The 23554-nt window shown below is 55.4% G+C and carries 20 protein-coding genes; 14 read left to right on the plus strand and 6 right to left on the minus strand.

Annotation, left to right across the window (positions count from 1 at the left end; all coding sequences use genetic code 11):
- Positions 1-9: 9 nt before the first annotated feature.
- The 6 genes from CPA57_RS01000 to CPA57_RS01025 all read left to right on the plus strand — a co-directional run bounded on the left by CPA57_RS01000 (position 10) and on the right by CPA57_RS01025 (position 7886).
- The gene (locus CPA57_RS01000; RefSeq protein WP_182080713.1) at positions 10-1332 is read left to right on the plus strand and encodes a dihydroorotase; all 1323 of its coding nucleotides are present in this window, start codon (positions 10-12) and stop codon (positions 1330-1332) included.
- 174 nt (positions 1333-1506) lie between these two features.
- Positions 1507-2199 (plus strand): tetratricopeptide repeat protein, encoded by a 693-nt coding sequence (locus tag CPA57_RS01005; RefSeq protein ID WP_326831329.1) that lies wholly within the window; start codon positions 1507-1509, stop codon positions 2197-2199.
- Positions 2196-3605, plus strand: coding sequence for a PQQ-binding-like beta-propeller repeat protein (locus CPA57_RS01010; RefSeq protein ID WP_182080717.1), 1410 nt, complete (start codon positions 2196-2198; stop codon positions 3603-3605). The genes CPA57_RS01005 and CPA57_RS01010 overlap by 4 nt, the downstream gene beginning before the upstream one ends.
- Entirely contained in the window at positions 3580-4965 is a 1386-nt protein-coding gene (der, locus tag CPA57_RS01015; RefSeq protein WP_229709161.1) for a ribosome biogenesis GTPase Der, read from the plus strand. Before CPA57_RS01010 ends, der begins: the two co-directional genes overlap by 26 nt.
- An 88-nt stretch (positions 4966-5053) precedes the next feature.
- Positions 5054-6487 carry a sugar porter family MFS transporter gene (locus tag CPA57_RS01020; RefSeq protein ID WP_077395611.1) on the plus strand — a complete coding sequence of 478 codons (1434 nt, stop codon included), beginning with the start codon at positions 5054-5056 and terminating at the stop codon, positions 6485-6487.
- Between the two features lies 1 nt (position 6488).
- Positions 6489-7886 carry an MFS transporter gene (locus CPA57_RS01025; protein ID WP_229709165.1) on the plus strand — a complete coding sequence of 466 codons (1398 nt, stop codon included), beginning with the start codon at positions 6489-6491 and terminating at the stop codon, positions 7884-7886.
- Between the two features lie 87 nt (positions 7887-7973).
- Here CPA57_RS01025 and ubiA read toward each other — a convergent pair whose 3' ends face one another.
- A complete protein-coding gene (ubiA, locus tag CPA57_RS01030) occupies positions 7974-8900 on the minus strand; it encodes a 4-hydroxybenzoate octaprenyltransferase (RefSeq protein ID WP_182080721.1) in 927 nt (308 codons plus the stop codon).
- Between the two features lie 87 nt (positions 8901-8987).
- On the opposite strand from ubiA, the gene CPA57_RS01035 reads away from it, so the two are divergent.
- The 3 genes from CPA57_RS01035 to CPA57_RS01045 all read left to right on the plus strand — a co-directional run bounded on the left by CPA57_RS01035 (position 8988) and on the right by CPA57_RS01045 (position 11871).
- Complete coding sequence (locus CPA57_RS01035; protein WP_229709166.1) at positions 8988-9704, plus strand: 16S rRNA (uracil(1498)-N(3))-methyltransferase; 717 nt, start codon at positions 8988-8990, stop codon at positions 9702-9704.
- A gap of 141 nt (positions 9705-9845) precedes the next feature.
- The gene (locus CPA57_RS01040; protein WP_182080725.1) at positions 9846-11231 is read left to right on the plus strand and encodes a glutamate--cysteine ligase; all 1386 of its coding nucleotides are present in this window, start codon (positions 9846-9848) and stop codon (positions 11229-11231) included.
- A 13-nt stretch (positions 11232-11244) separates the two neighbouring features.
- Entirely contained in the window at positions 11245-11871 is a 627-nt protein-coding gene (locus CPA57_RS01045) for a LolA family protein (RefSeq protein WP_229709168.1), read from the plus strand.
- On the opposite strand, the gene rsmI is transcribed toward CPA57_RS01045, so the two are convergent.
- On the minus strand, positions 11872-12768 hold the full coding sequence (gene rsmI / locus CPA57_RS01050; protein WP_229709172.1) for a 16S rRNA (cytidine(1402)-2'-O)-methyltransferase: 897 nt from the start codon (positions 12766-12768) through the stop codon (positions 11872-11874). It abuts the gene before it with no gap.
- On the opposite strand from rsmI, the gene CPA57_RS01055 reads away from it, so the two are divergent.
- On the plus strand, positions 12753-14273 hold the full coding sequence (locus CPA57_RS01055; RefSeq protein WP_229709173.1) for a penicillin-binding protein activator: 1521 nt from the start codon (positions 12753-12755) through the stop codon (positions 14271-14273). The genes rsmI and CPA57_RS01055 overlap by 16 nt on opposite strands.
- 90 nt (positions 14274-14363) lie before the next feature.
- Here CPA57_RS01055 and CPA57_RS01060 read toward each other — a convergent pair whose 3' ends face one another.
- The 4 genes from CPA57_RS01060 to CPA57_RS01075 all read right to left on the minus strand — a co-directional run bounded on the left by CPA57_RS01060 (position 14364) and on the right by CPA57_RS01075 (position 18165).
- The gene (locus CPA57_RS01060; protein WP_182080727.1) at positions 14364-14762 is read right to left on the minus strand and encodes a hypothetical protein; all 399 of its coding nucleotides are present in this window, start codon (positions 14760-14762) and stop codon (positions 14364-14366) included.
- A gap of 171 nt (positions 14763-14933) precedes the next feature.
- The gene (locus tag CPA57_RS01065; RefSeq protein ID WP_182080729.1) at positions 14934-15845 is read right to left on the minus strand and encodes a lysophospholipid acyltransferase family protein; all 912 of its coding nucleotides are present in this window, start codon (positions 15843-15845) and stop codon (positions 14934-14936) included.
- A gap of 35 nt (positions 15846-15880) precedes the next feature.
- Entirely contained in the window at positions 15881-16873 is a 993-nt protein-coding gene (gene lpxK, locus CPA57_RS01070; RefSeq protein WP_182080731.1) for a tetraacyldisaccharide 4'-kinase, read from the minus strand.
- Positions 16873-18165, minus strand: a complete 1293-nt coding sequence (locus tag CPA57_RS01075) for a 3-deoxy-D-manno-octulosonic acid transferase (RefSeq protein WP_182080733.1) — start codon at positions 18163-18165, stop codon at positions 16873-16875. Before CPA57_RS01075 ends, lpxK begins: the two co-directional genes overlap by 1 nt.
- 155 nt (positions 18166-18320) lie before the next feature.
- Here CPA57_RS01075 and fabI point away from each other — a divergent pair, with 155 nt between their 5' ends.
- The 4 genes from fabI (at position 18321) to CPA57_RS01095 (ending at position 23535) form a co-directional block, all read left to right on the plus strand.
- Complete coding sequence (gene fabI, locus CPA57_RS01080; RefSeq protein ID WP_077395601.1) at positions 18321-19172, plus strand: enoyl-ACP reductase FabI; 852 nt, start codon at positions 18321-18323, stop codon at positions 19170-19172.
- Between the two features lie 6 nt (positions 19173-19178).
- Complete coding sequence (gene aroC, locus CPA57_RS01085; RefSeq protein WP_182080735.1) at positions 19179-20273, plus strand: chorismate synthase; 1095 nt, start codon at positions 19179-19181, stop codon at positions 20271-20273.
- 199 nt (positions 20274-20472) lie between these two features.
- A complete protein-coding gene (locus CPA57_RS01090; protein ID WP_407647555.1) occupies positions 20473-22380 on the plus strand; it encodes a ribonucleoside-diphosphate reductase subunit alpha in 1908 nt (635 codons plus the stop codon).
- Between the two features lie 132 nt (positions 22381-22512).
- A complete protein-coding gene (locus CPA57_RS01095) occupies positions 22513-23535 on the plus strand; it encodes a ribonucleotide-diphosphate reductase subunit beta (protein WP_077395598.1) in 1023 nt (340 codons plus the stop codon).
- Positions 23536-23554: the final 19 nt, after the last annotated feature.

Consider the following 23554-nt stretch of genomic DNA (forward strand, 5'->3'; position numbering starts at 1 on the left):
GGAGGCATCATGCATTTTGATCTCATAATCCGTAACGGACGCTGCATATTCCCATGGGGGGAGGCGCAGGCCGATATTGGCATCCGGGACCAGCGGATTGCTTCCTTGTCTGTCTCTGCTCATGATGAGGCAGATCGTGTCATTGATGCTACCGGGTTGCACGTTCTTCCCGGTCTGATCGATTCTCATGTGCACCTGCGTGACCCCGGTAAGCCAGAGGCAGAAACGCTAGAGACGGGCACTCGGGCAGCAGCTCTGGGGGGTGTCACGGCTGTTTTTGATATGCCGAACACTAACCCGACCATCACAGATAAGAAGATGCTGGACTGGAAGCGCCAGCATATCGTCGATACAGCGAATATTGATGTCGCTATGTATATTGGTGCCACCCGTGAGAATACACCGCTTTTGACTGATTTTGAGCAGGAAGAAGGCGTCTGCGGTGTTAAGGTGTTTGCCGGCTCCTCTACCGGTGACCTCATGATTGAGGACGATGAAGGGATCGAAGCTGTTCTACGCTCTGGCCATCGTCGTGTGTCGTTTCATTCGGAGGACGAATATCGCCTGCGGGAGCGGCGGAAGCTGTTTGAGCCGGGCCAGCCCTATCATTGCCATGCAGAGTGGCGGGATGCGGAATGTGCTATCCGGGGGACACAGCGTATTCTGGCCCTGTCCCGCAAGACGGGTCGCCCCATCCATATTCTGCATGTTTCAACGGAGGAAGAGTTCATTCTTCTGGGTGAAAATCGCCGTCACTCCACGGTGGAGGTCCTGGTTAATCACCTGACCAATGAAGGGCCTGAATGTTATGAACGTCTGGGCGGTAAGGCTGTGATGAACCCGCCTCTGCGGAATGAACGCCGCCATTTTGAAGCAGGCTGGGCGGCTCTGCGTGATGGGCGTGTTGATGTGGTGTCATCCGATCATGCACCGCATCCTAAGGATGCTAAGGAACTCCCGTGGCTGGAATGTCCGTCAGGCCTGACGGGTGTGCAGACGATCGTTCCGCTAATGCTGGATCACGTCAATGCAGGGCGGTTGAGCCTGACCCGCTTGGTCGATGTGATGGCTGCTGGCCCTGCCCGTGTTTATGGGCTGCCCAATAAGGGGCGTCTGGCAGTCGGGTTTGATGCCGATATCACCCTCGTGGATATGAAGAAGCAACGAACCATCACCAATGACTGGATTGCTTCCCCCGCCGGTTGGACACCGTATGACGGAAAGACTGTTACAGGGTGGCCTGTGGGCACTATCGTCCGGGGGCAGGTCGTGATGCAGGATGATGAAATTGTGACCCGTAATGTCGGGCGGCCTATCAGTTTCCAGCCCTGAGGGGTAGCAGAGGCTCTTCCTAGTCAGGGAGAGCCTCTTTTCTTTGTTATTGTGACGTTGATGATAGGGATGCAGCCTGAAGTGGTAATTTTTGCCAAGGGAGGATGTTTGCTGTCCGTCCGTCATGCTATAGGGGGTTCAGAATTATCGTGATTGGTCCAGCAAGGATATGGCGTGTCAGACGATTTGATTAAGGAAGTGGAAGAAGAGCAGCGCCTGTTGCGGCTTCGTTCCATAGCCCTCCGTGTGGGTGGTGTGTTTGCGGTTCTTCTGGTTCTGGCCGGTATTGCCGGTGGCGTATGGGGATGGCAGCAGCACCGGCTGCATACGGCGCAGGCTGCGGCTTCGGATCGTTATTTTGAGGCCATGCAGCTTCTCGGTGACCTGAACAGCCCGCCTTCTACCGCTAGTGATGCACGCCAGAAGGCCGAAGGGATTTTCTCTGACTTGGCCCAGTCAGCACCGCAGGGCGTGCGGAGCTATGCTGCGATGTATCTTGCCGAGCTTAAAGAGCAGGACCACGATCATCAGGCAGCGTTGGCTTTGTGGCAGAAGGTGGCAGATGATGCGGCTTCCGATGAGTCCTTGCGGATGATGGCGCAGTATCGTGTCTTGAATGCCCGTATGACGACGGCTCCAAGGGAAGAGCTGCGGCGTGGTTATCAGGCTCTTGTACAGACAGGGGGAAACTGGGCCCCGCTGGCCAAGGAAGGATTGGCTGTGTTGGACCTGCGAGATGATGCCAAACCGGAAGAGCGTGCAGAGGCACGGCGCCTTCTTCTGGAGGTTCAGGCGTCACCGGACAGTACGGATGATCTACGGCAGCGGGCCGGGATGTTGTTGCAGACTTTGGGAGAGGCCGGATGAACCATCATTTTTCTTCATTGCTGGGAGATGGGACAGCAAGAACCTCCCGTCGGTCTCTTCTCAAGGGTGCTTGCTCATTTGCCGCTATGACAGGGTTGGCCGGCTGTGGTGCTTTTTCGGATGATCCCAAGAAAACCATCCTGCCGGGGCGTCGGATTGATGTGCTGTCAACCGGGGCGGGGCTGGCTGTGGACCCTCGTAATAAAGCTCCCATCACGCTGCCTGCCGTACAGCCGATTACAGCTTGGGAGCAGGAAGGGCGTGTAGCCTCACATGAGGGCGTTAATGCGGCATGGCACGGTACCCGCCAGCTCTGGAGCACATCAGTTGGTTCCGGCGTTAATCGGGTGGGCTGGCTCTCCATGGTGGCTTTTGTGCCCAACCGTAAGGGGGCCCTGCAATCTCCGCCTGTGATTGGCAATGGGCGTATGTTCACGGTGGATGCGCAGGGTGTCATTCGGGCGTGGAGCTGGCCGGATCGCCAGCCGCTCTGGCATCTTCAGCCAGCCCGCAAAACACGTTCTACCAATATTGGCGGCGGTATCGCTCTGGCAGGCGGGACGCTCTACGTCGTTGATGGCGTAGCGCAGGCACTGGCTCTGGATGCTGCAACAGGGCGGCAGAAATGGGCTGTAGATATTGGCACGCCGGGTCGTTCAGCCCCGACGGTTGTCGGTGGCCTGATGGTCTTCACGACTATTGATGCCCGCCTGTATGCTCTGGATGCAGCAACTGGTCAGCAGCGTTGGACGTATCAGGCGACTGATGTCAGCACGACCATGTTTGGTGCCGGGGCTCCTGCTATTGTTAATGATATTGTGGTTGCGGGCTTTGGTAGTGGCGATCTGGTGGCGTTGCGTGCGGCCTCAGGCGAGGTTGTCTGGAGTGACAGCCTTGGCGGCGGTAACGGGCTAGGTGCCATGTTGGACTTTGCCTGCGTACGTGGTGGCCCGGTGGTTGTTGGTGGCACTGCCTATGCTATTTCTCTTTCCCGTGTGCTGGTGGCGATCGATATGCGCTCTGGGCGCCGTCTGTGGGAGCGTGAGGTTAGTGGTCAGTCACCGCTTTGTGTCTGTGGGGGGTGGCTGTATCTCATTTCTCTGGACCAACAGCTTGCTTGCCTTGACCGTGTAACGGGGCAAGTGCGTTGGGTTAAACAGCTAGCGCGGTATAGAAAGCCAGAGCAGGAGAAGGGCCCCATACAGTGGATAGGCCCCATCATGCTGAATAACAAGCTGGTCTGCCTCTCCAGCATGGACCGTGGCGGTATGGTGATCGTTGATGCCCGAACGGGGCAGGAAGAAGGAAAGATAGAGACGCCATCGTCCTGTCAGGTGCAGCCGATCGTTTGTGACGGTCAGTTGCTTGTCCTGAGTGAGGATGGTGTCTTACGCGCTTATGGTTAATGCTGCTGAGATGGGTAGATTGCCCGTCGTTGTGATTGCAGGGCGCCCCAATGTGGGGAAGTCCACTATTTTTAACCGGCTTGTCGGACGACGGCAGGCCATCGTGTCGGATGAGCCGGGTGTTACGAGGGATCGTAAGGACGGCGTGGCCCTTCTGCGTGGCCGCCGCGTGCGGCTTGTGGACACGGCAGGGCTTGAAGAAGCCGCCCCGGAGACGCTGTTCGGCCGTATGCGGGCGTCATCGGAGCAAGGCATTGCTCAGGCAGATCTGGTCGTTTTCTGTGTGGATGCTCGGGCAGGTATCACACCGGCAGATGCTCATTTTGCCAATTGGCTGAGGCGGCAGAATCGTCCTGTTCTTTTGGTAGCCAATAAAGCGGAAGGGCGTGCCGGGGCTGAGGCTGCTATGGAGGCCTATTCTCTAGGCCTGGGAACTCCACTTGCCATGTCAGCTGAGCATGGTGAAGGTCTGGCTGACTTGATGAGTGAAATCGTCAGTCTGTTGCCTGATGAGGAGACGCTGGCCGAGAAGGATGGCGAGAAGCCGTTGCGCATCGCCATCATTGGGCGCCCCAATGCGGGGAAATCTACGCTTTTGAATAGCCTTCTAGGCGAGGAGCGGATGATTACCGGCCCAGAAGCAGGACTGACACGGGATGCTGTCAGTGTCATGCTGGACGATGAGGCTGGGCCGATTGAGATTGTCGATACGGCTGGCATGAGGAAACGTGCCCGCGTCCAGGAAGGGCTGGAGCGTGTTTCCGTTTCTGCGTCTATTGAAGCTATGAAGATGGCGGAAGTGGTCGTGCTGGTGTTGGATGCGTCTCGTGGTGTTGATGAGCAGGACCTCCAGATTGCTCGCTTGATCGAGCGGGAAGGGCGGGCTTGCGTCCTGGCATTGAACAAATGGGATGCTGTTAAGGAGCGTCAGGCGACCCGTAAGGCGATTTCTGACCGTATCGAGATTTCTCTGGCTCAGATGCGTGGGATTGAGGTTGTGACCTTCTCAGCTCTGACTGGTGAGGGGCTGCATCGCTTTTTGCCGGCAGTTCGGCGGGCAAGTGAGGTCTGGAATGCCCGTGTGGGTACGAGCGACTTGAACCGTTGGTTTGAGGAAGCTGTGGAGCGTCATCAGCCTCCGCTGGTTGATGGACGCCGGTTGAAGCTGCGTTATATGACCCAGGCCAAAAGTCGTCCTCCTACCTTTGTTTTGTTTGGAACAAGGGCAGAGCAGCTGCCAGATAGCTATAAGAGGTATCTCATAAATGGACTGCGGGAGACCTTTCATCTGCCCGGCACGCCGATCCGGCTGTTGCTGCGGGGAAGCAGGAACCCATTTGTGAAGCAAGACGAACGTTAGTGGATTGAAATTGGAATAATAACGTCCATAATCTTTTGCCAGTCCCGTGCCGGAAGGGGCGTTTTAAGATCATGGATAAGGAGTCATCATGGTAGGAGTAACGCCGGCAGCCAGAAGTGAGGGTGGGGCCTCTTCGTCGCAGAAGGCGACAGGGCGCGCCACTGTTCTGGGGATTCTTGCGGCCCTTTCTGGGCTGATGTTTGGGCTAGATACAGGCGTTGTCGCCGGTGCCTTGCCGTTTATTGCGGGTGATTTCCATGCCGGTGCAGCCATGCAGGGCTGGATCGTTTCTTCCATGATGGCAGGGGCTGCGTTCGGAGCCATGTTTGCCGGACGTATCTCTGTTTCATTCGGGCGTCCGGGGGCCATGCTGGGGGCCGGCATCTTGTTCTTGGTGGGTACGTTCTTCTGTGCGTTCGCGCCGGGAGTGGCTTTGCTCATCGTTGGCCGTGTGCTGCTAGGGCTGGCAGTGGGTGTCGCTGCTTTTGCAGCTCCGCTGTATATTTCTGAGATCACGGTGGAATCAGCCCGTGGTGCCATGATTTCCTTTTATCAGCTGATGGTCTCTCTCGGGATTTTTCTGGCCTTTGTGTCCGATAGTTTCCTATCTGCGGGAGGGCATTGGCGTTGGATGCTCGGGATTATGGCGGTCCCAGCTGTGCTGTTTCTGATCGTGGTGCTGATCCTTCCGCATAGTCCTCGTTGGTTGATGATGCGTGGCGATAAGGAGCGTGCCCGTAAGGTCCTGCGTATTTTACGGTCTGATGAGGAAGTGGCGGAGGCAGAGCTTGCCGATATCCATGACCGTCTCTCCAAAAGCAGTGATGCTGGGTATGGGCTGTTCCGCAGCAATCCCAATTTCCGGCGCTCTGTATTTCTGGGGATTGTTCTTCAGATCATGCAGCAGCTGAGTGGGATTAATGCGCTGCTCTATTATGCGCCGCGTGTGTTCGAAGCCGCCCATTTCGGGACGAACGCCGCCGTATGGGCAACGACGCTCGTCGGGCTGACGAATATGGTCTTTACGGGTGTAGCCATACGATATGCCGATAAATGGGGACGTCGCCCGCTGCTGCTGACAAGCTGCATCGTTGTTGGAGCGTCCCTGCTTGGTGTGGGTGCTGTGTTGGCTATCGGTGGTGATAGTTTGGTGGCGGCCATTCTGCTTTGCGCTCTGATCCTTCTCTTCGTCGCTGGTTTTGCCATTGGTGAGGGGCCACTTGTCTGGGCACTGTGTTCGGAAGTTCAGCCGACACGTGGGCGTGACTTCGGGATTGGCTGCTCCACGGTGACCAACTGGGTGGCCAACTGGGTTGTGTCCAGCGTATTCCCGCTGATGATGCTGGCTATGGGTGCTTCTTGGACGTTCATCCTCTTTGCAGCCTTTAATGGTCTGTTCGTACTCATCACTCTTGGGTTTGTCCCGGAGACGAAGGGTGCTTCGCTGGAGCGGATTGAGGCAAATCTTTTTGCAGGGGTGCCCCTGCGTAAACTGGGAGAACCAGAGAATAATGGGCAGTAAGATGGCGGATCCTAGCCTTGAGGGAGAATACGACCCGGAACGGCATGCAGGCCTTTACGGGATGCAGCGCTTCAAGGCGATGTCGTCTGTCATTCTGGCATTGATGCTCTCAATTCTGGATTATTCTGTTGCGAATGTGGCTTTGCCCACAATCGCAACAGACCTCCATTCTTCTGCATCACAGGCGATCTGGGTTATCAATGCCTACCAGTTGGCCAATCTGGCTTGTCTCCTGCCATTGGCTGCTATTGGGGCCCGGGTTGGGTTTGGGCGGATGAGCCAGCTGGGGATTGTTTTGTTTCTTGTTGCGTCCGTGGCCTGTGCTGTGTCGCAGAATATGCTGGAATTGACGTTGGCCCGTGCCCTTCAGGGTGTTGGCAGTTCCTGCATTATGAGCGTCAATATTGCGCTTGTCCGCTTTATCTACCCGCATAAGCTCATAGGTAAGGGCATCGCTCTCAATGGGTTGTTTATCGGGTTAGGCGTGGCACTGGGGCCGACGATTGGTTCTTTCATCCTGTCTGTAGCATCTTGGCCTTGGATATTCTGGGTTAATCTGCCGCTAGGGGGCGTTGCTATTCTACTGGCCAGCAAAGCCCTGCCTAAAACGCCACGGAGTGAAGTGAAGGTCGATATCTTTGGTTCAGTTCTTACAGTGGCGTCCTTTGCCCTGCTGGGGATTGGGCTAGATAGTTTCATGCATGGTGATCTAGGTTGGGGGGCCGGGCTGACGGGGTGGAGTCTTGTTAGTTGGTGGCTGCTTCTGCGTTGGCAGAAGAAACGGCCAGAGCCCATTGTACCGCTGGACCTATTGAAGCGTGTACCGTTCTTGCTGGCGTGTTTGATCAGTTTCTGTGGCTTTGTGGCCTCGAATCTTTATATCGTTGCCATGCCCTTTACACTGACTGTTGCTTTTCACAAAAATCCTGCAACGGTTGGGCTGCTTATTGCGCCTTGGGCTGTTGGTGTTGCTGTCATGTCTTTTACCGTTGGCAAGATTGCCGACCGGTTCCCAGCGGCACTGCTGTCATCCATCGGGTTAATCGTGACGGGGATTGGCTTCATTTTGCTTTGCATCCTACCGCTGGATGCAGATAATACAGCAATCGCTTGGCGAACCCTTGTGGCAGGTATGGGTTTTGGTTTCTTTCAGCCCCCAAATAATCGCGCCATTATGGTGACGGCCCCTCCTGGTCGGGAAGGCGGTGCCAGTGGAATGCTTTCCGTTGCTCGGTTGTCCGGTCAAACAACAGGGGCTCTGTTAGTCGCAGGGCTGTTTACCTTATTCCCCCACCCGGCCTTCATCTGCCTTGGCGCAGCAGCTGCTGTAGCTTTTTGTGGTGCCGCCTTAAGTGCGGGCCGGACACTTTTCAAGTCTCGGCCTGCTAAAACGGTATAATATGCCAATGCCTCCCCCGTAGAATGGCCTTTTAAAAGCCGTTCTACGGGGGAGTGGAGAGTACTCCCTAACTCTCTTTCTATAAAACTAAAGGGTGTCGATCGCTCCCAGAATAAAGGCTGCTGCTAGAACAAGTCCTACTGTGACATTCTGCCGAAAGAAATGGAGGCAGAGCGGGGCATCATGTGGGGAAAGGCGAACTGTCTGACGGATCAGAAGGAAGCAGGCTAGTAGGAAGGGCGGCCAGAAAAGGGAGAGTTGGCCTGCCTGAATGGCTGCGAGGGCGAAGAGAGTCAAAGCTGCCCCATAGCAGCTGCCTATGAAGAAACTGGCGTGTTTCAGCATAAGCCGGGATGTGGATTTTACGCCAATGCGTGCGTCATCTTCCATATCCTGAAAGCCATAAATGGTATCAAATCCGAGCTGCCAGACGATAACACCGCCATAGAGTAGGATTCCAGGCAGGTCCAGAGTATGCTCGCTGGCTGCATAGCCCATGGGAGCTCCGAACCCAAAAGTGAACCCCATGACAAGCTGGGGCCACCATGTCAGCCTTTTTGCGGTGGGATAGAAGGCAACGAGGAGCATGGCTAGAGGGGCAAGGGCCCAGCAGATTGGCGGTAGAGCCAGTAGAACAGCCAGTCCCCCAAGCAGCAGAATTGCCAGTAGTCCTAGCCCTTGTTTTAAGCTGAGTGCTCCACTGGCCAAAGGGCGCCCCGCCGTGCGAGCAACTTGGGCATCAATTTTGCGATCCCAGATATCATTAATGACACAACCTGCTGACCGCATAAGAAGCGAGCCAATGGCGAACAATGCCGTATAAAGAAGCCGTTGCTTTAGGGGCGGGCCATTGGGAGCCAGAAAAATGCCGAACACGCCGGGAAGCAGTAGTAGCCATGTTCCTACAGGGCGGTCCAGCCGGGCAAGAAGAGCATAGGAGTGCCATGGCTCTGGCAAGCGACCGATAAGGCCGTTGCTACGGATGTCGGTATGGGGGTGGTGATTTTGAGACATGGGTGAGTGATTGGATAGAAATAGGAAGGGGTCAATATTTTATCGCACATGCTGGAAAATAAGTGGGGAAAGCGGTATGCCCAAACCATGAGCCGTACCGATCCACGCCTTTTCATCGCCGATGTTTCATCTCCCTGGAGGGAAGGGGAGATGTTACCCTTATCCGCTGGCCAGGCCCATTATTTGGGTAAGGTCATGCGTCTTCAGCCGGGGGATGGTGTCGTATTGTTCAACGGCCGGGATGGAGAATGGCAGGCCGTTATGGCGGGGCTGCAAAAGAAACAGGCCACAGTGCGTCTATTGTCTTGCTTGCGCCCCCAGCAGGATACGGAAGGGGTAGAGCTACTGTTTGCTCCGCTTAAGCGGGATGCAACAGAGCTGCTCATCCGTATGGGCACGGAGCTGGGTGTGACACGTTTTCGTCCAGTCCTGACGGCTCGGACGAATACACATCGGTTGAATTATGAACGACTGAATCTGATTGCGCAGGAGGCAGCAGAACAGTGTGAAAGGCTGGATATCCCGGTTCTCATGCCGCTGGAGCCTCTGGCGGCTGTTCTGGCTCGTTGGCCCGCTCGGCGGAAGATGGCTGTAGCATTAGAACGTCAGGGAACAGGTGGCCCTCCCAGTGGCTGCGATGCGTTGTTGATTGGCCCAGAGGGAGGCTTTGCCGAGGAGGAAGTGCAGCGGCTAGCCCGGCATGAGGCTGTACAGTCTTTTTCGCTTGGTCCCCGGATTTTGCGGGCGGATACGGCGGCTTGTGCGGCATTGGCCCAGATTAGTGCCGTCAACAGGCAGGTATGAAAATCCGATAACTGCCTGAATATGAGCTGGTTCTCTTGAATGAAAGTAAATTTGCCCCCTAGTATAGGGGTATCTGGCTTACGGACAGTCTGAACGTCCTGCGGCATATCGTGGTGAATTTTAGCCGGTAAGGTTTTGTACATGTCCAATCCAGGTGAGAGCAATACAACGCTGATTGAAAACAGAGCGCAGCTTGTCGAGGTGCTGGCGCGTGGCTGCAAGCCTCAGGAAGAGTGGCGCATTGGCACAGAGCATGAGAAATTTGGTTTCCGACTGCCAGCGCGTGCCAGAGGAGAGTTGAAGCCTTTTGCTCCACCCGCTTACGAGCCCGAAGGCATTGGTGCTTTGCTCGCCGCACTGGAGGGGCCAGAATGGCAGGCCATCCGTGATGATGGGCATCTGATCGGCCTGAAAGGTGCAGGCGTGCATAAGGGGCGGTCCATCTCTCTGGAGCCAGCTGGGCAGTTTGAACTTTCTGGGGCACCTGTCAGGACCCTTCAGGAGACCGAGCAGGAAATGATCGCTCATTTCCAGCAGATCACGGGGCCTGCCCGGGAGCTTGGTTTGGGGTTTGCTCCACTTGGTTTTCAGCCACTTTGGGCTCGTGAGGCTATGCCGTGGATGCCCAAGAGCCGCTATGCCATCATGCGCCGTTATATGCCCACAGTTGGGCGTCGTGGGCTGGATATGATGACACGCACCTGCACGGTGCAAGTGAATCTGGATTTCTCCAGCGAGACAGATATGGCCCGTAAAATGCGGGTGTCTCTTGCGCTTCAGCCCCTCATCACGGCTTTTATGGCTAATTCACCTTTTGCTGAAGGTAAGCCGACGGGGCGTCTCTCCAACCGTGCTTATATCTGGTTGGATACGGACAATCAGCGTAGTGGCCAGCCGACATTTTTCTTTGAAGAAGGCTTCGGGTTCGAGCGCTATGTGGATTGGGCGTTGGATGTCCCGATGTATTTCGTCAATCGGGATGGGCGGAATATTGATGCAGCAGGATGCTCGTTCCGTAAATGGCTGGATGGTGTCGAACAGGAACCATTAGCAGGGCTGCGGCCAACGGTTGGTGATTTTGAGGATCATTTGACGACCCTGTTCCCGGATGTCCGGCTTAAGCAGTTCCTTGAGATGCGGGGTGCGGATGCTGGCCGCCCGGATATGATGGTCGCACAGTCTGCTTTCTGGGTTGGACTGCTGTATGATCCCGATGTGTTGGCCGAGGTGGAACGGGTGGTGAAAGAACAGCCGTGGCTGACCTATCAGTCTCTGGCGGAGCTTGTTGTTGAGCAGGCTATGGATGCTCCGTTCCCTGGGGGGCTTCGTGCGCTGGCAAAGCGAATTCTCGAACTGGCCGAGCAGGGGCTGCAGAAGCGTGGATATGGGGAAGAATATTACCTTGCCCCCCTCTATGAGATTGCTGACGGAGCCAAAACGCAGGCTGAGCGGTGGCTGGAGCGTTATCATGGGGTCTGGCAGGGTGATGTCCGGCATATTTTCCGGGAAGCGGATATTTCTCTGTAAGGGGAAGAGGCAAATGATGATGCGGCGTATTGTCGTGGCGTGTGGGGTGGCTCTTGCTCTGGGTGGGGCGGTCCTGCCACTGCGTCAGGCTGTAGCTGGTGTTAGTCTGACATCAGCTCAGCAGGGATGGGTGAATAAGATCGAGGCCAGCCTTGCTGCAACAAAGACTTTTCAGGCCCGCTTCGAGCAGGTGACGGAACAGAACGGAACATCTACCGGGACGGTTCTTCTGGAGAGGCCGGGGAAGATGCGGTTCTCTTATGATCCGCCCAGCCCGCTTCTTCTGGTCGCTAACGAAGGTAAGGTTGTGTTCCAGGATCATAGCATTGGTCAGGTTACTATGATTCCTTTGGACCATACGCCACTCGGTCTTCTTTTGCGTCCTGATCCCCGTTTTTCGGGGGATGTCTCCATTCTGGGCTATGAGCAGCAGGGTAATGAGATACAGCTCCAGGTGACTAGAACGGAAAATCCAGGCGAGGGCGAGATGACATTGTTCTTTGCCACTCATCCGCTCAGCCTGAAAGGGTGGACCGTGCTGGATGCACAGGGACACAGGACAGTGGTTCATTTCTCTAGCGTGAAGACCGGTGTTAGCATCCCGGCCTCAAGTTTTGTTCTCCCGAAGGATGAGGATTAGTCATCCTTTTTTCTGTTTAGCCAGCTCAAGCGCCCGATTATAGACGGTACGCTTGGGCAGGTTCACAATCCCTGCCACGAGAGCGGCGGCATCCTTGACAGAATGCGTCTTTAGGGCAGCCATCAAGGTTTGATCGAGCTCTTGAGCCCCTGTATCTTCTGCGGCGGGTGGGCCGAGGAGTAAGGTAATTTCTCCCCGAGGAGCGGTTTCTTCGAAATGGGCGATGAGGTCTGCGAGGCTGCCCCGGATCATTTCCTCAAAATGTTTTGTCAGCTCGCGTCCTACAGCAGCGGGACGGTCGGCCCCGAACACCTGTTGTTGGGTTTTTAGCGTTTCTAGGAGCCGGTGAGGCGATTCATACCAGATGAGTGTGGCTGTAAGACCAGCCTGCTCGGCAGCACGCAGGGCTGCGAAGCTGTGCCGGCGAGCCTCCCCCCGAGGTGGAAAACCCAGAAACATGAACGGAATAGGCGGCAGGCCGGAGAGTGTCAGGGCTGTGACGGCGGCGTTGGCACCCGGCAGGGAGGTGATGGCGATATCGGCTTCCTGCGCTGCCCGGACGAGGCGATAGCCGGGGTCCGAGACGATGGGCGTCCCCGCATCGGATACCAGAGCCAGACATTGGCCTTGGCGGAGGCGTTCTATAAGAGCCGGGGTGCGGTCCTGCTCATTATGATCATGCAGGGGGAAAAGCTGATTGCTTATGCCATAATGCCGTAACAGCTTTGTGGTAACGCGTGTGTCTTCACACAATATGGCATCAGCCATCTTCAGGGCATCAAGGGCACGCTGGCTGATATCGGCAAGATTACCGACAGGCGTTGCCACCAGCATGAGCTGCCCGGTAGAAGAAGAGAGTGATCCGTGATCGGGGGGAGTATATGGTTTCTCAGACATCGTTATCCTCAATGAGCCGCTCTGGCCCTTATAGCCGTGATGGGCAGGGGCACGGCAAGAGAGGAAGCAGCCGGACCGCCCTGGCTGTTGGTATTTTCATGTTTCTGGGAGCCTGCTCCGGAGAAAATGGTCATGAAAGGGCAACATCCCCGGTGGCGACTGCGCCAGTGCCGGTGGAGAAACCGGCCCGTATCGGGTTGATTGTCCCGCTTAGTGGCCCTCATGCTGCTATTGGCCAGCGTATGCGGGATGCTGCCAGACTGGCACTGCCGGAGAATCAGACCCCTTCGATGGATGTGTTTGATAGTGCCCAGCCGGAAGGTCCAGTTCATGCAGCACGGCAGGCTTTGGCAGCTGGTGATAAGATTGTGCTGGGGCCACTTACGGCAGGCGATACCCAGGCCGTAGCGTCTGTCCTGCAACCAGTCAGCGTCCCGGAGCTTGCTTTTACCAGTGATGTGGCACAGGCCAAACCGGGTGTCTGGGTCATGGGGTTAACACCAGAACAGCAGGTTCGTCGCCTTGTGGATGCAGCCCGGCTGGATGGCCGGAAACGCTTTGCGGCGTTTCTGCCAGATACGGCTTTAGGCCATTCCATGGGAGAGGGGCTGACCCTTGCTTGTCAGGAAGCAGGGCTTGAGACGCCACAAATTGCGTTCCATAGCAGTGATCTCAACGACATCACCCAGAAGATGGCACAGTTGAGCCATCATTCATTAGCAGGGGGGACGGGGGCTGCGCAGGCCTCTCCGGGAGCAGAGAGTGGCCCTTCGGCTGTTGACCCGTTGAATGATGGTGATGAGATAGGGGCTTCTGCGGTTAAGTCGGAGCATACGGATCAGCCAACCGGAGCGGCCTCTGAGGCTTCCCCTCCGCCTTTTGATGCGCTGCTTCTGGGCGATACGGGGCTTGATCTGGCCCGTGTGATTGATGCGTTGCGGACTAATCAGCTTCTTGTCCCGCAGGTGCGTATTCTTGGGCCGATGCTTTGGCGTTCCTTTGATGCCAAGCTGGGGGATTTGCGAGGTGCTTGGTATGTGGCGTTTGATGAGAAGCAGCGTAGTGGTTACGTGCAGAGCTATCAGAACGCCTATCAGCAGAAACCATCCCCGGTTGCTGATTTTGCTTATGATGCAGCTGCCCTTGCTGGTGCTTTGATCCGTCAGAATAAACTGAATGTGGCTACATTGACCCAGCGGGAGGGGTATCTTGGGGTGAATGGCCTTTTCCATCTGCGGCCAGATGGTCGGATGACCCGTGCTTTGGGCATTTATCAGATTGCCCCGGGTGGGGGGAGCCAATTGATTGTTCCAGCATCTCGTGATCTGGCACCAGCATCTAGCCAACCCGCTGGGACTGTCGTGCCAGGGCAGCAGGCGGCGGCGTCATCAGGGGCGGTGCAGGCCAAGGCTATGCAGACCCCTCCGACAGCGGTTTCCGATGTTGCTGTTTGGTCTCCGTCTCGTCATGCGGCGGTTGGAAGTGATGCCCTTTCAACGCCTTGATGGCGTATGCGGTATTGGAGTGATGTAACAGAAAACCCCGTCCGAGGAGATCGGCGGGGTTTTTCTTTGAGGAAGAGAGGGGGTTCTTCTTTAGCAGGTGGCTGTATCAGTCTGATGCAGGGGAAGGACGGGCCGAATAGTATGCAGGGCTTCAGAAAGATTCCGGTACCGCCCGAGTTCATTGTCTCGCAGGCAGTCTGTCAGGATCCATTCAGGGCCGCTCAGGCTGATGATGTAGGCAGGATCAGTATTTTCCCGAACCCAGATGACCACCAGGTTGGCGTCATCTGTACGTTGTTCTGGTGCGGCTTCGATAGAGGCATCAAGAATGCCCATTTTCTCGCTGGCGGCGAGCCATTTGGCGAGATAATGGCGGTGGTGAGGAAGGAGTTTCTGGCGGAATGGGACGACAATACCGGCGGCACGATCCCGGGCGTTGGAGGAGGGGGCTGTGGCGTGATTCGCCACGCAAAACGCTTTTTGAGCCATGTCAGAATCTCCTTCATGGCAACAGGGAAATCCCCTGTCGCATTACCATCAGAACAACCCATGAGTGCCGAAGCGCGCTATCTGAAAAGTGAACAGGAAGGCTTGGCTGCTATGATCTTGCTCTTATTTTGCAATCCTACCATGTTTTCTGTGCATGGCTAGAAGAAAAATTTACTTTTCCTTATTCTGATAATAGGACTTGGCCCATCTCCTATGCAGCCAGAGCCAGTTTTCCGGGCGTTTTGTGATCCATTGTTCCAGTTCATCATTCAGGCGTTGGGTGAGATGCCGAATCATTTCATGGCGGGACAGGAATGGTTTGGTGAGAGTCTGGGGATCGAGAGAAGAGGTCACTTCAAGCACCAAACGGGCGGGACCTTCCCGCCAGACATAGCCCGTAATAATCAAAGCGTTGAACCGGAGCGCAAGAGCCGCAGCGGCCGGGGCGGTCATGGTGGGATGGCCGAAGAAAGAAACCTCGATCCCATCATTCATTTTCTGGTCGCCTAGAACTCCGAGATATCCGCCTTTGGCAAGATGATGGACGGCCTCTCGTGCGCCTTGTTTTCCCTTAGGGAAGAATGAAACTGGCACACCGGCAATACGACGCCGGAGTTGGCAGAGGAGCTGGTCTACTAACGGGTTATTGGGGGCCCGATAGAAGGGTGAGAATCCCATCCCATAATGGGCGACGATCAGGGGCATGAGTTCCCAGTTGCCGAGATGGCCCGAGAAGAAAATGACAGGTCGTCCGCTTTGGCGGGCATGATGCAGTAGCTGGTCGTTCAGGACACGCCAACCCGGCCCACTTTCTGAATCTGAGGGGAGAGTTGGTAGATGAGGGAGTTCCGCCAGTGTGGAGCCGATATTTCCCCAGCAGCCTTGGATGATCTTCTTGCGGCTTTGTTTTCCTAGCGTTGGGAAGGCTCGTTGTAGATTAAGGTCTGCAATGTGGGATGAGGGGAGAAACAGGCCAATATGACGGGCAATGCCCCCCCCTAGTCGGGAGGAGAGACCGGCAGGCATTTTACTAGCAGACCAAAGAAGCCCCTTCAGGCCCCATGCTTCAAGATGATGCTTCATGTGTCTTTCTGGTCTGTTGGGCAGAAGGGCTTCTATTATCCGTGATCATTTGCCAGAAAATGATCAAGAAGTTCATCGGCTATAGCGGGGTTGCTCCATCGGGGTTCAACGTCAAGACTAATGACGAAATTCTGGAAAAGGGAGGGCAGCTTGACGTAGTCCTTCTCAGTCGTCACCAGCATAGTGTCTGGCGCATGAGCAAGTTGGGCAAGTTGCTTTAATTCACGGTCTGAATAGATGTGGTGATCCGGGAAGGTGAGAGTCCGCAGTAAGGTGAGGCCGGCCTCCTGCAGGGTAGAAAAGAATTTCTGCGGGCGGCCAATTCCGGCAAAGGCGATGATCTGAAAACCCCGCAGTTTGTGGAGGCTTGTTCCGGGGGAGAGTATCCCTTTCAGGACAGGGAGAGATTGGGGAACCTGTTTGGCAATATGCTGGCGGTCTTCCCCAAAGATTACGACCGCTTGTAGGCGAGGCAGAATGTCGGAAAGGGACTCCCGTAATGGGCCAGCGGGGAGCAGACGCTGGTTGCCTAGCCCCGCAGGGCCGTCAACGATCAGGATGGACATATCCTTATGAAGGGAAGGGTCTTGCAACCCATCATCCATCACCAGGCAGTCCGCTCCTGCAGCGATGGCCTGTAAGGCATTGGCCTGCCGGTCTGGCCCCCTCCATGTAGGGGCAAGGCGGGCTAGCAATATGGTTTCATCCCCGACATCAACGGCTTTGTCCAATTCAGGATGGATAAGCCCCGTTTTTCTGGAACGCCCGCCATAACCGCGGGTGATAGCGTGAGGGGTACGGCCTCTTCGTATTAGTTGTTGGAGTAGATGTAGGGCCATGGGGGTCTTACCAGTCCCCCCAACGGTGATGTTGCCGCAGCAGAGAACCGGGACCGGCAGTTTGAGTGAGGGCTGGTTTTGCCGTTGTCGGGTGAAGAATCCCGTTGCTTTGCTGAGGGGCAGCAGGAGGTTGGATAGCGTGGTTGGGGCAGGGTTCTGCCAGAAGGAGGGGGCCATCAGTCTCATCATTATGCCTTATTAGGCAAAACTGTGTCCTTAATAAGGCGAACCGCACATGCGCTGGCCTGATTCCTTTTGGGGGGATGGGGAATGGGCAGATGTGGGATAGTCAACCAATGTGCGAGAGTGTTGGCATCGTTGATGCGATGAAGAGAAGCGGCGTAGCGGGAGCAGAGGTCAACCCAGTTCTGCATATAGGGGCCAATGGCTGTAGGGCGTTGGAAATGGAGAGATTCCAAGGGATTATGCCCCCCGCCGGGGAGGGTGAGAGAGTTGCCGATGAAGACACGGTCAGCTAGCTGAAAAAAAAGTCCAACCTCTCCCAGCGTATCAATGATCCACAAATCATCTTGTGGATGGGGAAGCTGTTGCTTGGAACGCTGCGGGGCCTGATGGTATTGGGCTAACTCCCGCCCCCGTTCAGGATGGCGGGGAATGATGATGCCGAGTAGGTCCGGCCGTTTTTCTCGGGCTTTTCGCACTGCTTCTACGATGATGTCTTCTTCGCCTGGATGTGTTGAGGCCGCTACAAAAATGGGTCGCTGTCCGATCTGCCTGCGGAGGGCTGCGGCTTCGTTCTTATTAAAGGGTAGAGGTGGTGTGTCTTCCTTCAGATCGGCAGGGGGAAGGAGTGGTCCGATGCCGAATCGGGCAAAGGCTCGCTCATCTTCCAGGCTCCGGGGCATGATCCAGCTGCAGGGTTTCATGAGATGGCGCAGCAGCGGGGTTGCCCATCGCCAGCGTGCTGCAGATTGCGGCGAGAAACGCCCGTTGAGCAGCATGACGGGAAGCTGTCTTTTCCGGCACAGACCAAGGAGGCCCGGCCAGAGTTCACTTTCCGTGAGGACCAGCCCGATAGGCTGCCAATATCTCATGAAACGCTCAAGAAGATGCGGCGCATCGTAGGGGATGAGCTGATGGATCAGCCGTCCTGTATGAGTGGCTGGATGAGTCGCCACCGTTTTCCCACCGGTTAAGGTGGTGGTCGTCATAAGGATGGTCAGGTCCGGGCAGTCCATTAGGAGTTGATTAGCAACAGGGAGAATGCAGCGGCTTTCTCCTACGCTTGCAGCGTGTATCCAAAGGAGATGTTGGGCATGGGGCGGGCGGGCTACTCCCGGCCTTGCGAAACGTTCAGGGAGGCGGGTGTTATCTTCTTTGCCTTGGTGCAGCCTTTTGCGTGCATGGCGGCGGAGCCACGGCATGGCTATGTGGCCGATTAGTGACCATATCTTGAAGAGGGGATCAGATGGAGAAGCTGAAATCGGGCAACAGCGTATTGAACGTTCTATACGGCGCATGTGGTGCATTTTCGCATCATCTCTTCGTTACAAGATAGGAGGAAGGGTAAAAAATTTTTCCTTAGGACAGGAGGGCCTTGCCGAGATGGGCATCCTTGTGCAACGAGATGACCCACTTAATTATAGATGCAGGATTATCCTCAAGGGAGCTGACCATGTCAGAAACGGAAGCGCACACGCAGCAGGAAACGGCCAAGGGCAGACTTATGGCCGGTAAGCGCGGCGTTGTCATGGGTGTGGCGAATAAGAACTCCATCGCTTGGGCTATTGCTAAAGCCTGTGCTGATCAAGGGGCTGAGATCGCCTTCACATATCAGGGTGAGGCACTGGGCAAGCGTGTTCGCCCATTGGCGGAGAGTGTGGGTTCCTCCATGGTTCTGCCCTGCGATGTAAGCGACGATAATGCCATCAATGCCACATTCGATGAGGTCGAAAAGGCATGGGGCAAGATTGATTTCGTTGTTCATGCCATTGGCTGGGCTGATAAGCAGTATCTGCGTGGGCGTTATGTGGATACCCCTCGTGAGGCTTTTCTGCAGGCGCTGGATATTTCCTGCTTCTCCTTTACCGCAGTGGCCCGCCGGGCGTCAGCTATGATGAATGCCGGTGGCTCCCTGCTGACCTTGACCTATCTGGGTGCTGAACGTGTCATGCCCCATTATAACGTGATGGGCGTAGCCAAGGCAGCACTGGAGGCTTCCGTCCGCTATATGGCGGTGGATCTGGGGCGTGATGATATCCGTGTGAATGGTATTTCCGCTGGCCCGATCATGACACTGGCCGCTAATGGCATTGGCGATTTCCGCTACATTCTGCGTTGGAATCAGGTCAATGCCCCGATGGAACGTAACGTGTCTCTGAAGGATGTTGGCGGGTCTGGCCTGTATCTGTTGTCTGACCTTTCCAGCGGTGTGACGGGTGAGATCCATCATGTTGATTGCGGGTACAACATCATTGGTATGAAGAACCCGGACGCTCCCGATATGAGCCTCGCATCAGGGGAATAAGAACTAATGTCTGAAAACAGTTTTGGGCGTCTTTTTCGTGTCACGACATGGGGGGAGAGTCATGGTCCAGCTATTGGCTGTGTTATTGATGGCTGCCCACCACGCCTAAAACTGTCTGAAGACGACATCCAGCCTTGGCTGGACAAGCGGCGGCCGGGACAGTCTCGCTATACGACTCAACGTCGTGAGCCGGATCAGGTCCGGATTCTGTCTGGCGTTTTCGAGGGGCAGACGACGGGGACACCCATTTCCCTGATGATTGAGAATACGGACCAGCGTTCTCGCGACTATGGCGAGATTGCGCGGCAATATCGCCCCGGTCATGCTGATATCGCTTATGATCTGAAATACGGCATTCGTGATTATCGTGGTGGTGGTCGGTCTTCTGCTCGGGAGACAGCCATGCGTGTTGCCGCTGGGGCTGTAGCTCGGGTTATCCTGCGGGAATTGGTTGGCCCACAATTGCTTATTCGTGGTGCCCTCACGGGTATTGGTGGGCAGTCTGTAGACCGAAGCCGCTGGGATTGGGCAGAAGTGGAGCAGAATCCGTTCTTCTCGCCGGATGCTGAAATCGTTCCGTCCTGGGGGGAACAGCTGGAGGCGGTACGGAAGTCAGGTTCATCCATCGGTGCAACGCTGGAAGTTGTGGCAGAAGGCGTGCCTGCCGGTCTGGGTGCGCCTGTCTATGGCAAGCTGGATGCCGAGCTTGCTGGTGGCATGATGGGTATCAATGGTGTGAAGGCTGTTGAGATTGGCGACGGGATGGGCGTGGCTTCCCTGCATGGGGAAGAGAACGCCGATCCTATTCGCCCTTCGGGAAATCCGATGGAGCCTGCTTTTTTGAGCAATCATGCCGGAGGGATTCTAGGCGGTATTTCTACAGGGCAGCCTATCGTGGCACGAATGGCTATCAAGCCGACCAGTTCCATTTTACTGCCGGTTCCAAGCGTTACACGGGATGGCGAGGCTGTAGAGGTTCGGACCAAAGGGCGGCATGACCCCTGTATCGGTATCCGAGCTGTGCCAGTGGCTGAGGCCATGATGGCGTGTATTTTGGCAGACCAGCTTCTGCGCAACCATGCCCAGTGTGGATGGCTTTGAAAAACAGTGTTATTCAGCCGGAAGGCTAATCGGCTGTAACAATATATAGTGCCTCTTACCTATTGGTGTACCCTATATATGGCGATGAGGCACACTTCCCGCTTAAAAACAAGCCTTGAAATGAGCTCTTCATCCGTGGGAAATGGGGCCAATAATTATGCTCAAAATGATGCCGAAATGAGGGGCTCGATTCATGACCATGCATGATGCGCAGACGTTCGCTCACCCAGCGGGTGTGCCTGAGGAACCTGAGCTCTTCCCTAATGTCGTTCAGCTGCCGGGACGCCCTCCTGTCCGGACATCGCCGGAGCGTGATGAGCGGCTGACGGATTTCGGCCGTGCCACTCTGGATGACCGCTACCTGTTGGAAGGGGAGACATATCAGGGGCTGTTTGCCCGTGTGGCGTCTCACTACGGGGCCGATGAGGGCCATGCGCAGCGGATTTATGACTATATGTCCCGGCATTGGTTCATGCCAGCGACGCCGGTTCTCTCCAATGGTGGGACGAATCGTGGTCTGCCGATTTCCTGCTTTCTCAATGAGTCGGAAGATAGTCTGGAAGGTATTGTTGGGCTCTGGAATGAGAATGTTTGGCTGGCTGCCAAAGGGGGAGGCATCGGCTCTTATTGGGGGAATCTGCGTTCCATCGGGGAGAATATTGGCCGTAATGGCAAGACATCTGGTGTGATTCCCTTTATCCGGGTAATGGATAGCCTGACGTTGGCCATCAGTCAGGGTAGCCTGCGGCGTGGGTCTGCAGCGGTCTATTTGCCAATCTGGCATCCCGAAATTGAAGAATTCATCGAGATGCGCCGCCCCACTGGTGGCGACCCGAACCGTAAGGCACTTAATCTGCATCACGGTGTTCTGCTGACGGATGATTTCATGCGGGCTGTAGCGGGTGATGAAGAGTGGCCGCTGATTTCTCCCAAGGATCATAGCGTCATTCGTAAAGTATCTGCCCGTGCTTTGTGGATCCGTCTTCTGACGGCACGTATGGAGCAGGGCGAGCCGTATATTGTATTCTCGGATACGGTGAATCGGGCCCGCCCGGAACATCATCGTTTGGCAGGGCTGGAGGTGAAGACCTCCAACCTTTGCGCAGAAATTACCCTGCCGACTGGGATTGACCATCATGGCAAAACCCGCACGGCGGTTTGCTGCCTTTCTTCCCTGAATCTGGAATATTGGGATGAATGGAAGGATGACCCACAGTTTATCAAGGACGTGATGCTGTTTCTTGATAACGTATTGCAGGACTTTATCGATAATGCGCCTGATGACATGGCGCATGCCCGTTATGCCGCTATGCGGGAGCGATCAGTCGGGCTGGGCGTGATGGGGTTCCATTCCTTCCTCCAGTCCAAGATGGTGCCATTTGGCAGCGTTATGGCTAAGGTGTGGAATAAGAAATTCTTTGAGCATATTTCAAAGCAAACGGCTGAGGCTTCCCGTGAGCTGGCAAAGACACGTGGTCCGTGCCCGGATGCCGAGGAGTATGGCTTTCAGGAGCGTTTCTCCAATAAAATGGCCGTTGCGCCGACGGCATCCATCTCCATCATTGCGGGTAATGCCAGCCCGGGGATTGATCCCATCAGTGCTAACGTTTTCCTCCAGAAAACGCTCTCTGGCTCCTTTACGGTACGGAACCGTCATCTTGCCAAACTGCTTCAGAAATACGGGCGGGATACAGATGATGTCTGGTCGTCTATCACTCTGACCAAGGGGTCCGTGCAGCATCTGGACTTCCTGACGCAGGATGAGAAGGATGTCTTCAAGACTGCTTTCGAGATTGATCAGCGTTGGGTAATTGAACATGCCGCCGATCGTGCCCCGTTCATTTGTCAGTCGCAGTCAGTCAATCTGTTCTTGCCGGCAGATGTGCATAAGAGAGACCTCGTGCGCATCCACTATGAGGCATGGAAGAAGGGCGTTAAATCGCTCTATTATTGTCGTTCACTTTCCATACAGAGGGCTGATACGGTCTCTAACGTGGCTGTAAAGCGTGATATTATGGAGGGAGATGATGATCATCTCCCGCAGGCCACACCACGCCATGCGGAGAGTGGTGTCGGCAGTTATGAAGAATGTCTCTCCTGCCAGTAAGGCAGGGAGCAGGATGGGCAGGCTGTCGAGCCCATGCCCATTGGAGAGGAATAATGCAGTCCCGTAGCCTGTGGGACGCCTGAATAGGGGACGGGCAACGGGGCTGGTTTCAGAATAAAAAGGTTTTGTGAGATGACAGATGGCACCCCATTGCCGCCAGCCCCCGAAGCGGCCGAACAGGCCAATCTTCTGGTTGAAAACCCGGTCTACAAGCCATTTCGCTACCCGTGGGCCTATGATGCATGGCTAACCCAGCAGCGTTTGCACTGGTTGCCGGAAGAGGTGCCGCTGGCTGAGGATGTAAAGGATTGGCACCGCAAGCTGTCTGAAGCTGAACAGAATCTTGTCACGCAGATATTCCGCTTCTTCACGCAGGCTGATGTGGAAGTGAATTCTGCCTACATGAAATATTACAGCCAGGTCTTCAAACCGACTGAAGTTCTGATGATGCTCTCCTGCTTCTCGAATATCGAGACGATCCACATTGCAGCCTACTCGCACCTGTTGGATACGATCGGTATGCCGGAGACGGAATATTCCGCCTTCCTGAAATATAAGGAGATGAAGGACAAGTATGATTTCATGCAGTCCTTCAACATCAACAGCAAGCGAGAAATCGCCAAGACCATGGCGGCGTTTGGTGCCTTCATGGAAGGACTGCAACTGTTTGCGTCTTTTGCCATTTTGCTGAACTTCCCTCGCTTCAACAAGTTGAAGGGGATGGGGCAGATCGTTTCGTGGTCCGTGCGTGATGAAACATTGCATTGCCTGTCCATGATCCGGCTATTTCGTACCTTCATCCGGGAAAATCCGGAGATCTGGACAGAAGAATTCCGTGCTGAGTTGGTGGAAATCTGCCGTCAGACGGTGTCTCACGAAGATGCGTTCATTGAGCTGGCCTTTGAGATGGGACCGGTGGAAGGGCTGTCAGCGGGGGAAGTGGAGCAGTATATTCGCTTCATCGCAGATCGCCGCCTGATTCAGCTGGGGCTGGATCCGATTTATGGCATTGAGGAAAATCCGCTGCCATGGGTGGATGACATGCTTAATGCTGTTGAGCATACCAACTTCTTTGAGAATCGTGCGACAGAATATTCCCGTGCGTCTACTCAGGGAACATGGGAAGATGCCTTCGAGAGTGGTGTGTTTTCCTGAAAGAAAAAGCATGGAAATT

The sequence above is a fragment of the Bombella favorum genome (genome assembly GCF_014048475.1).
GTDB lineage: Bacteria > Pseudomonadota > Alphaproteobacteria > Acetobacterales > Acetobacteraceae > Bombella > Bombella favorum.

What these genes read in the sequence shown, in the direction of transcription:
- CPA57_RS01000 (WP_182080713.1), top strand. Translation starts at nt 10, where the DNA reads ATGCATTTTGATCTCATAATCCGTAACGGACGCTGCATATTCCCATGG.
- CPA57_RS01010 (WP_182080717.1), top strand. Translation starts at nt 2,196, where the DNA reads ATGAACCATCATTTTTCTTCATTGCTGGGAGATGGGACAGCAAGAACC.
- der (WP_229709161.1), top strand. Translation starts at nt 3,580, where the DNA reads ATGGTGTCTTACGCGCTTATGGTTAATGCTGCTGAGATGGGTAGATTG.
- CPA57_RS01020 (WP_077395611.1), top strand. Translation starts at nt 5,054, where the DNA reads ATGGTAGGAGTAACGCCGGCAGCCAGAAGTGAGGGTGGGGCCTCTTCG.
- CPA57_RS01025 (WP_229709165.1), top strand. Translation starts at nt 6,489, where the DNA reads ATGGCGGATCCTAGCCTTGAGGGAGAATACGACCCGGAACGGCATGCA.
- ubiA (WP_182080721.1), bottom strand. Translation starts at nt 8,900, where the DNA reads ATGTCTCAAAATCACCACCCCCATACCGACATCCGTAGCAACGGCCTT.
- CPA57_RS01035 (WP_229709166.1), top strand. Translation starts at nt 8,988, where the DNA reads ATGAGCCGTACCGATCCACGCCTTTTCATCGCCGATGTTTCATCTCCC.
- CPA57_RS01040 (WP_182080725.1), top strand. Translation starts at nt 9,846, where the DNA reads ATGTCCAATCCAGGTGAGAGCAATACAACGCTGATTGAAAACAGAGCG.
- CPA57_RS01045 (WP_229709168.1), top strand. Translation starts at nt 11,245, where the DNA reads ATGATGATGCGGCGTATTGTCGTGGCGTGTGGGGTGGCTCTTGCTCTG.
- CPA57_RS01055 (WP_229709173.1), top strand. Translation starts at nt 12,753, where the DNA reads ATGGTTTCTCAGACATCGTTATCCTCAATGAGCCGCTCTGGCCCTTAT.
- rsmI (WP_229709172.1), bottom strand. Translation starts at nt 12,768, where the DNA reads ATGTCTGAGAAACCATATACTCCCCCCGATCACGGATCACTCTCTTCT.
- CPA57_RS01060 (WP_182080727.1), bottom strand. Translation starts at nt 14,762, where the DNA reads ATGGCTCAAAAAGCGTTTTGCGTGGCGAATCACGCCACAGCCCCCTCC.
- CPA57_RS01065 (WP_182080729.1), bottom strand. Translation starts at nt 15,845, where the DNA reads ATGAAGCATCATCTTGAAGCATGGGGCCTGAAGGGGCTTCTTTGGTCT.
- lpxK (WP_182080731.1), bottom strand. Translation starts at nt 16,873, where the DNA reads ATGATGAGACTGATGGCCCCCTCCTTCTGGCAGAACCCTGCCCCAACC.
- CPA57_RS01075 (WP_182080733.1), bottom strand. Translation starts at nt 18,165, where the DNA reads ATGCGCCGTATAGAACGTTCAATACGCTGTTGCCCGATTTCAGCTTCT.
- fabI (WP_077395601.1), top strand. Translation starts at nt 18,321, where the DNA reads ATGTCAGAAACGGAAGCGCACACGCAGCAGGAAACGGCCAAGGGCAGA.
- aroC (WP_182080735.1), top strand. Translation starts at nt 19,179, where the DNA reads ATGTCTGAAAACAGTTTTGGGCGTCTTTTTCGTGTCACGACATGGGGG.
- CPA57_RS01090 (WP_407647555.1), top strand. Translation starts at nt 20,473, where the DNA reads ATGCATGATGCGCAGACGTTCGCTCACCCAGCGGGTGTGCCTGAGGAA.
- CPA57_RS01095 (WP_077395598.1), top strand. Translation starts at nt 22,513, where the DNA reads ATGACAGATGGCACCCCATTGCCGCCAGCCCCCGAAGCGGCCGAACAG.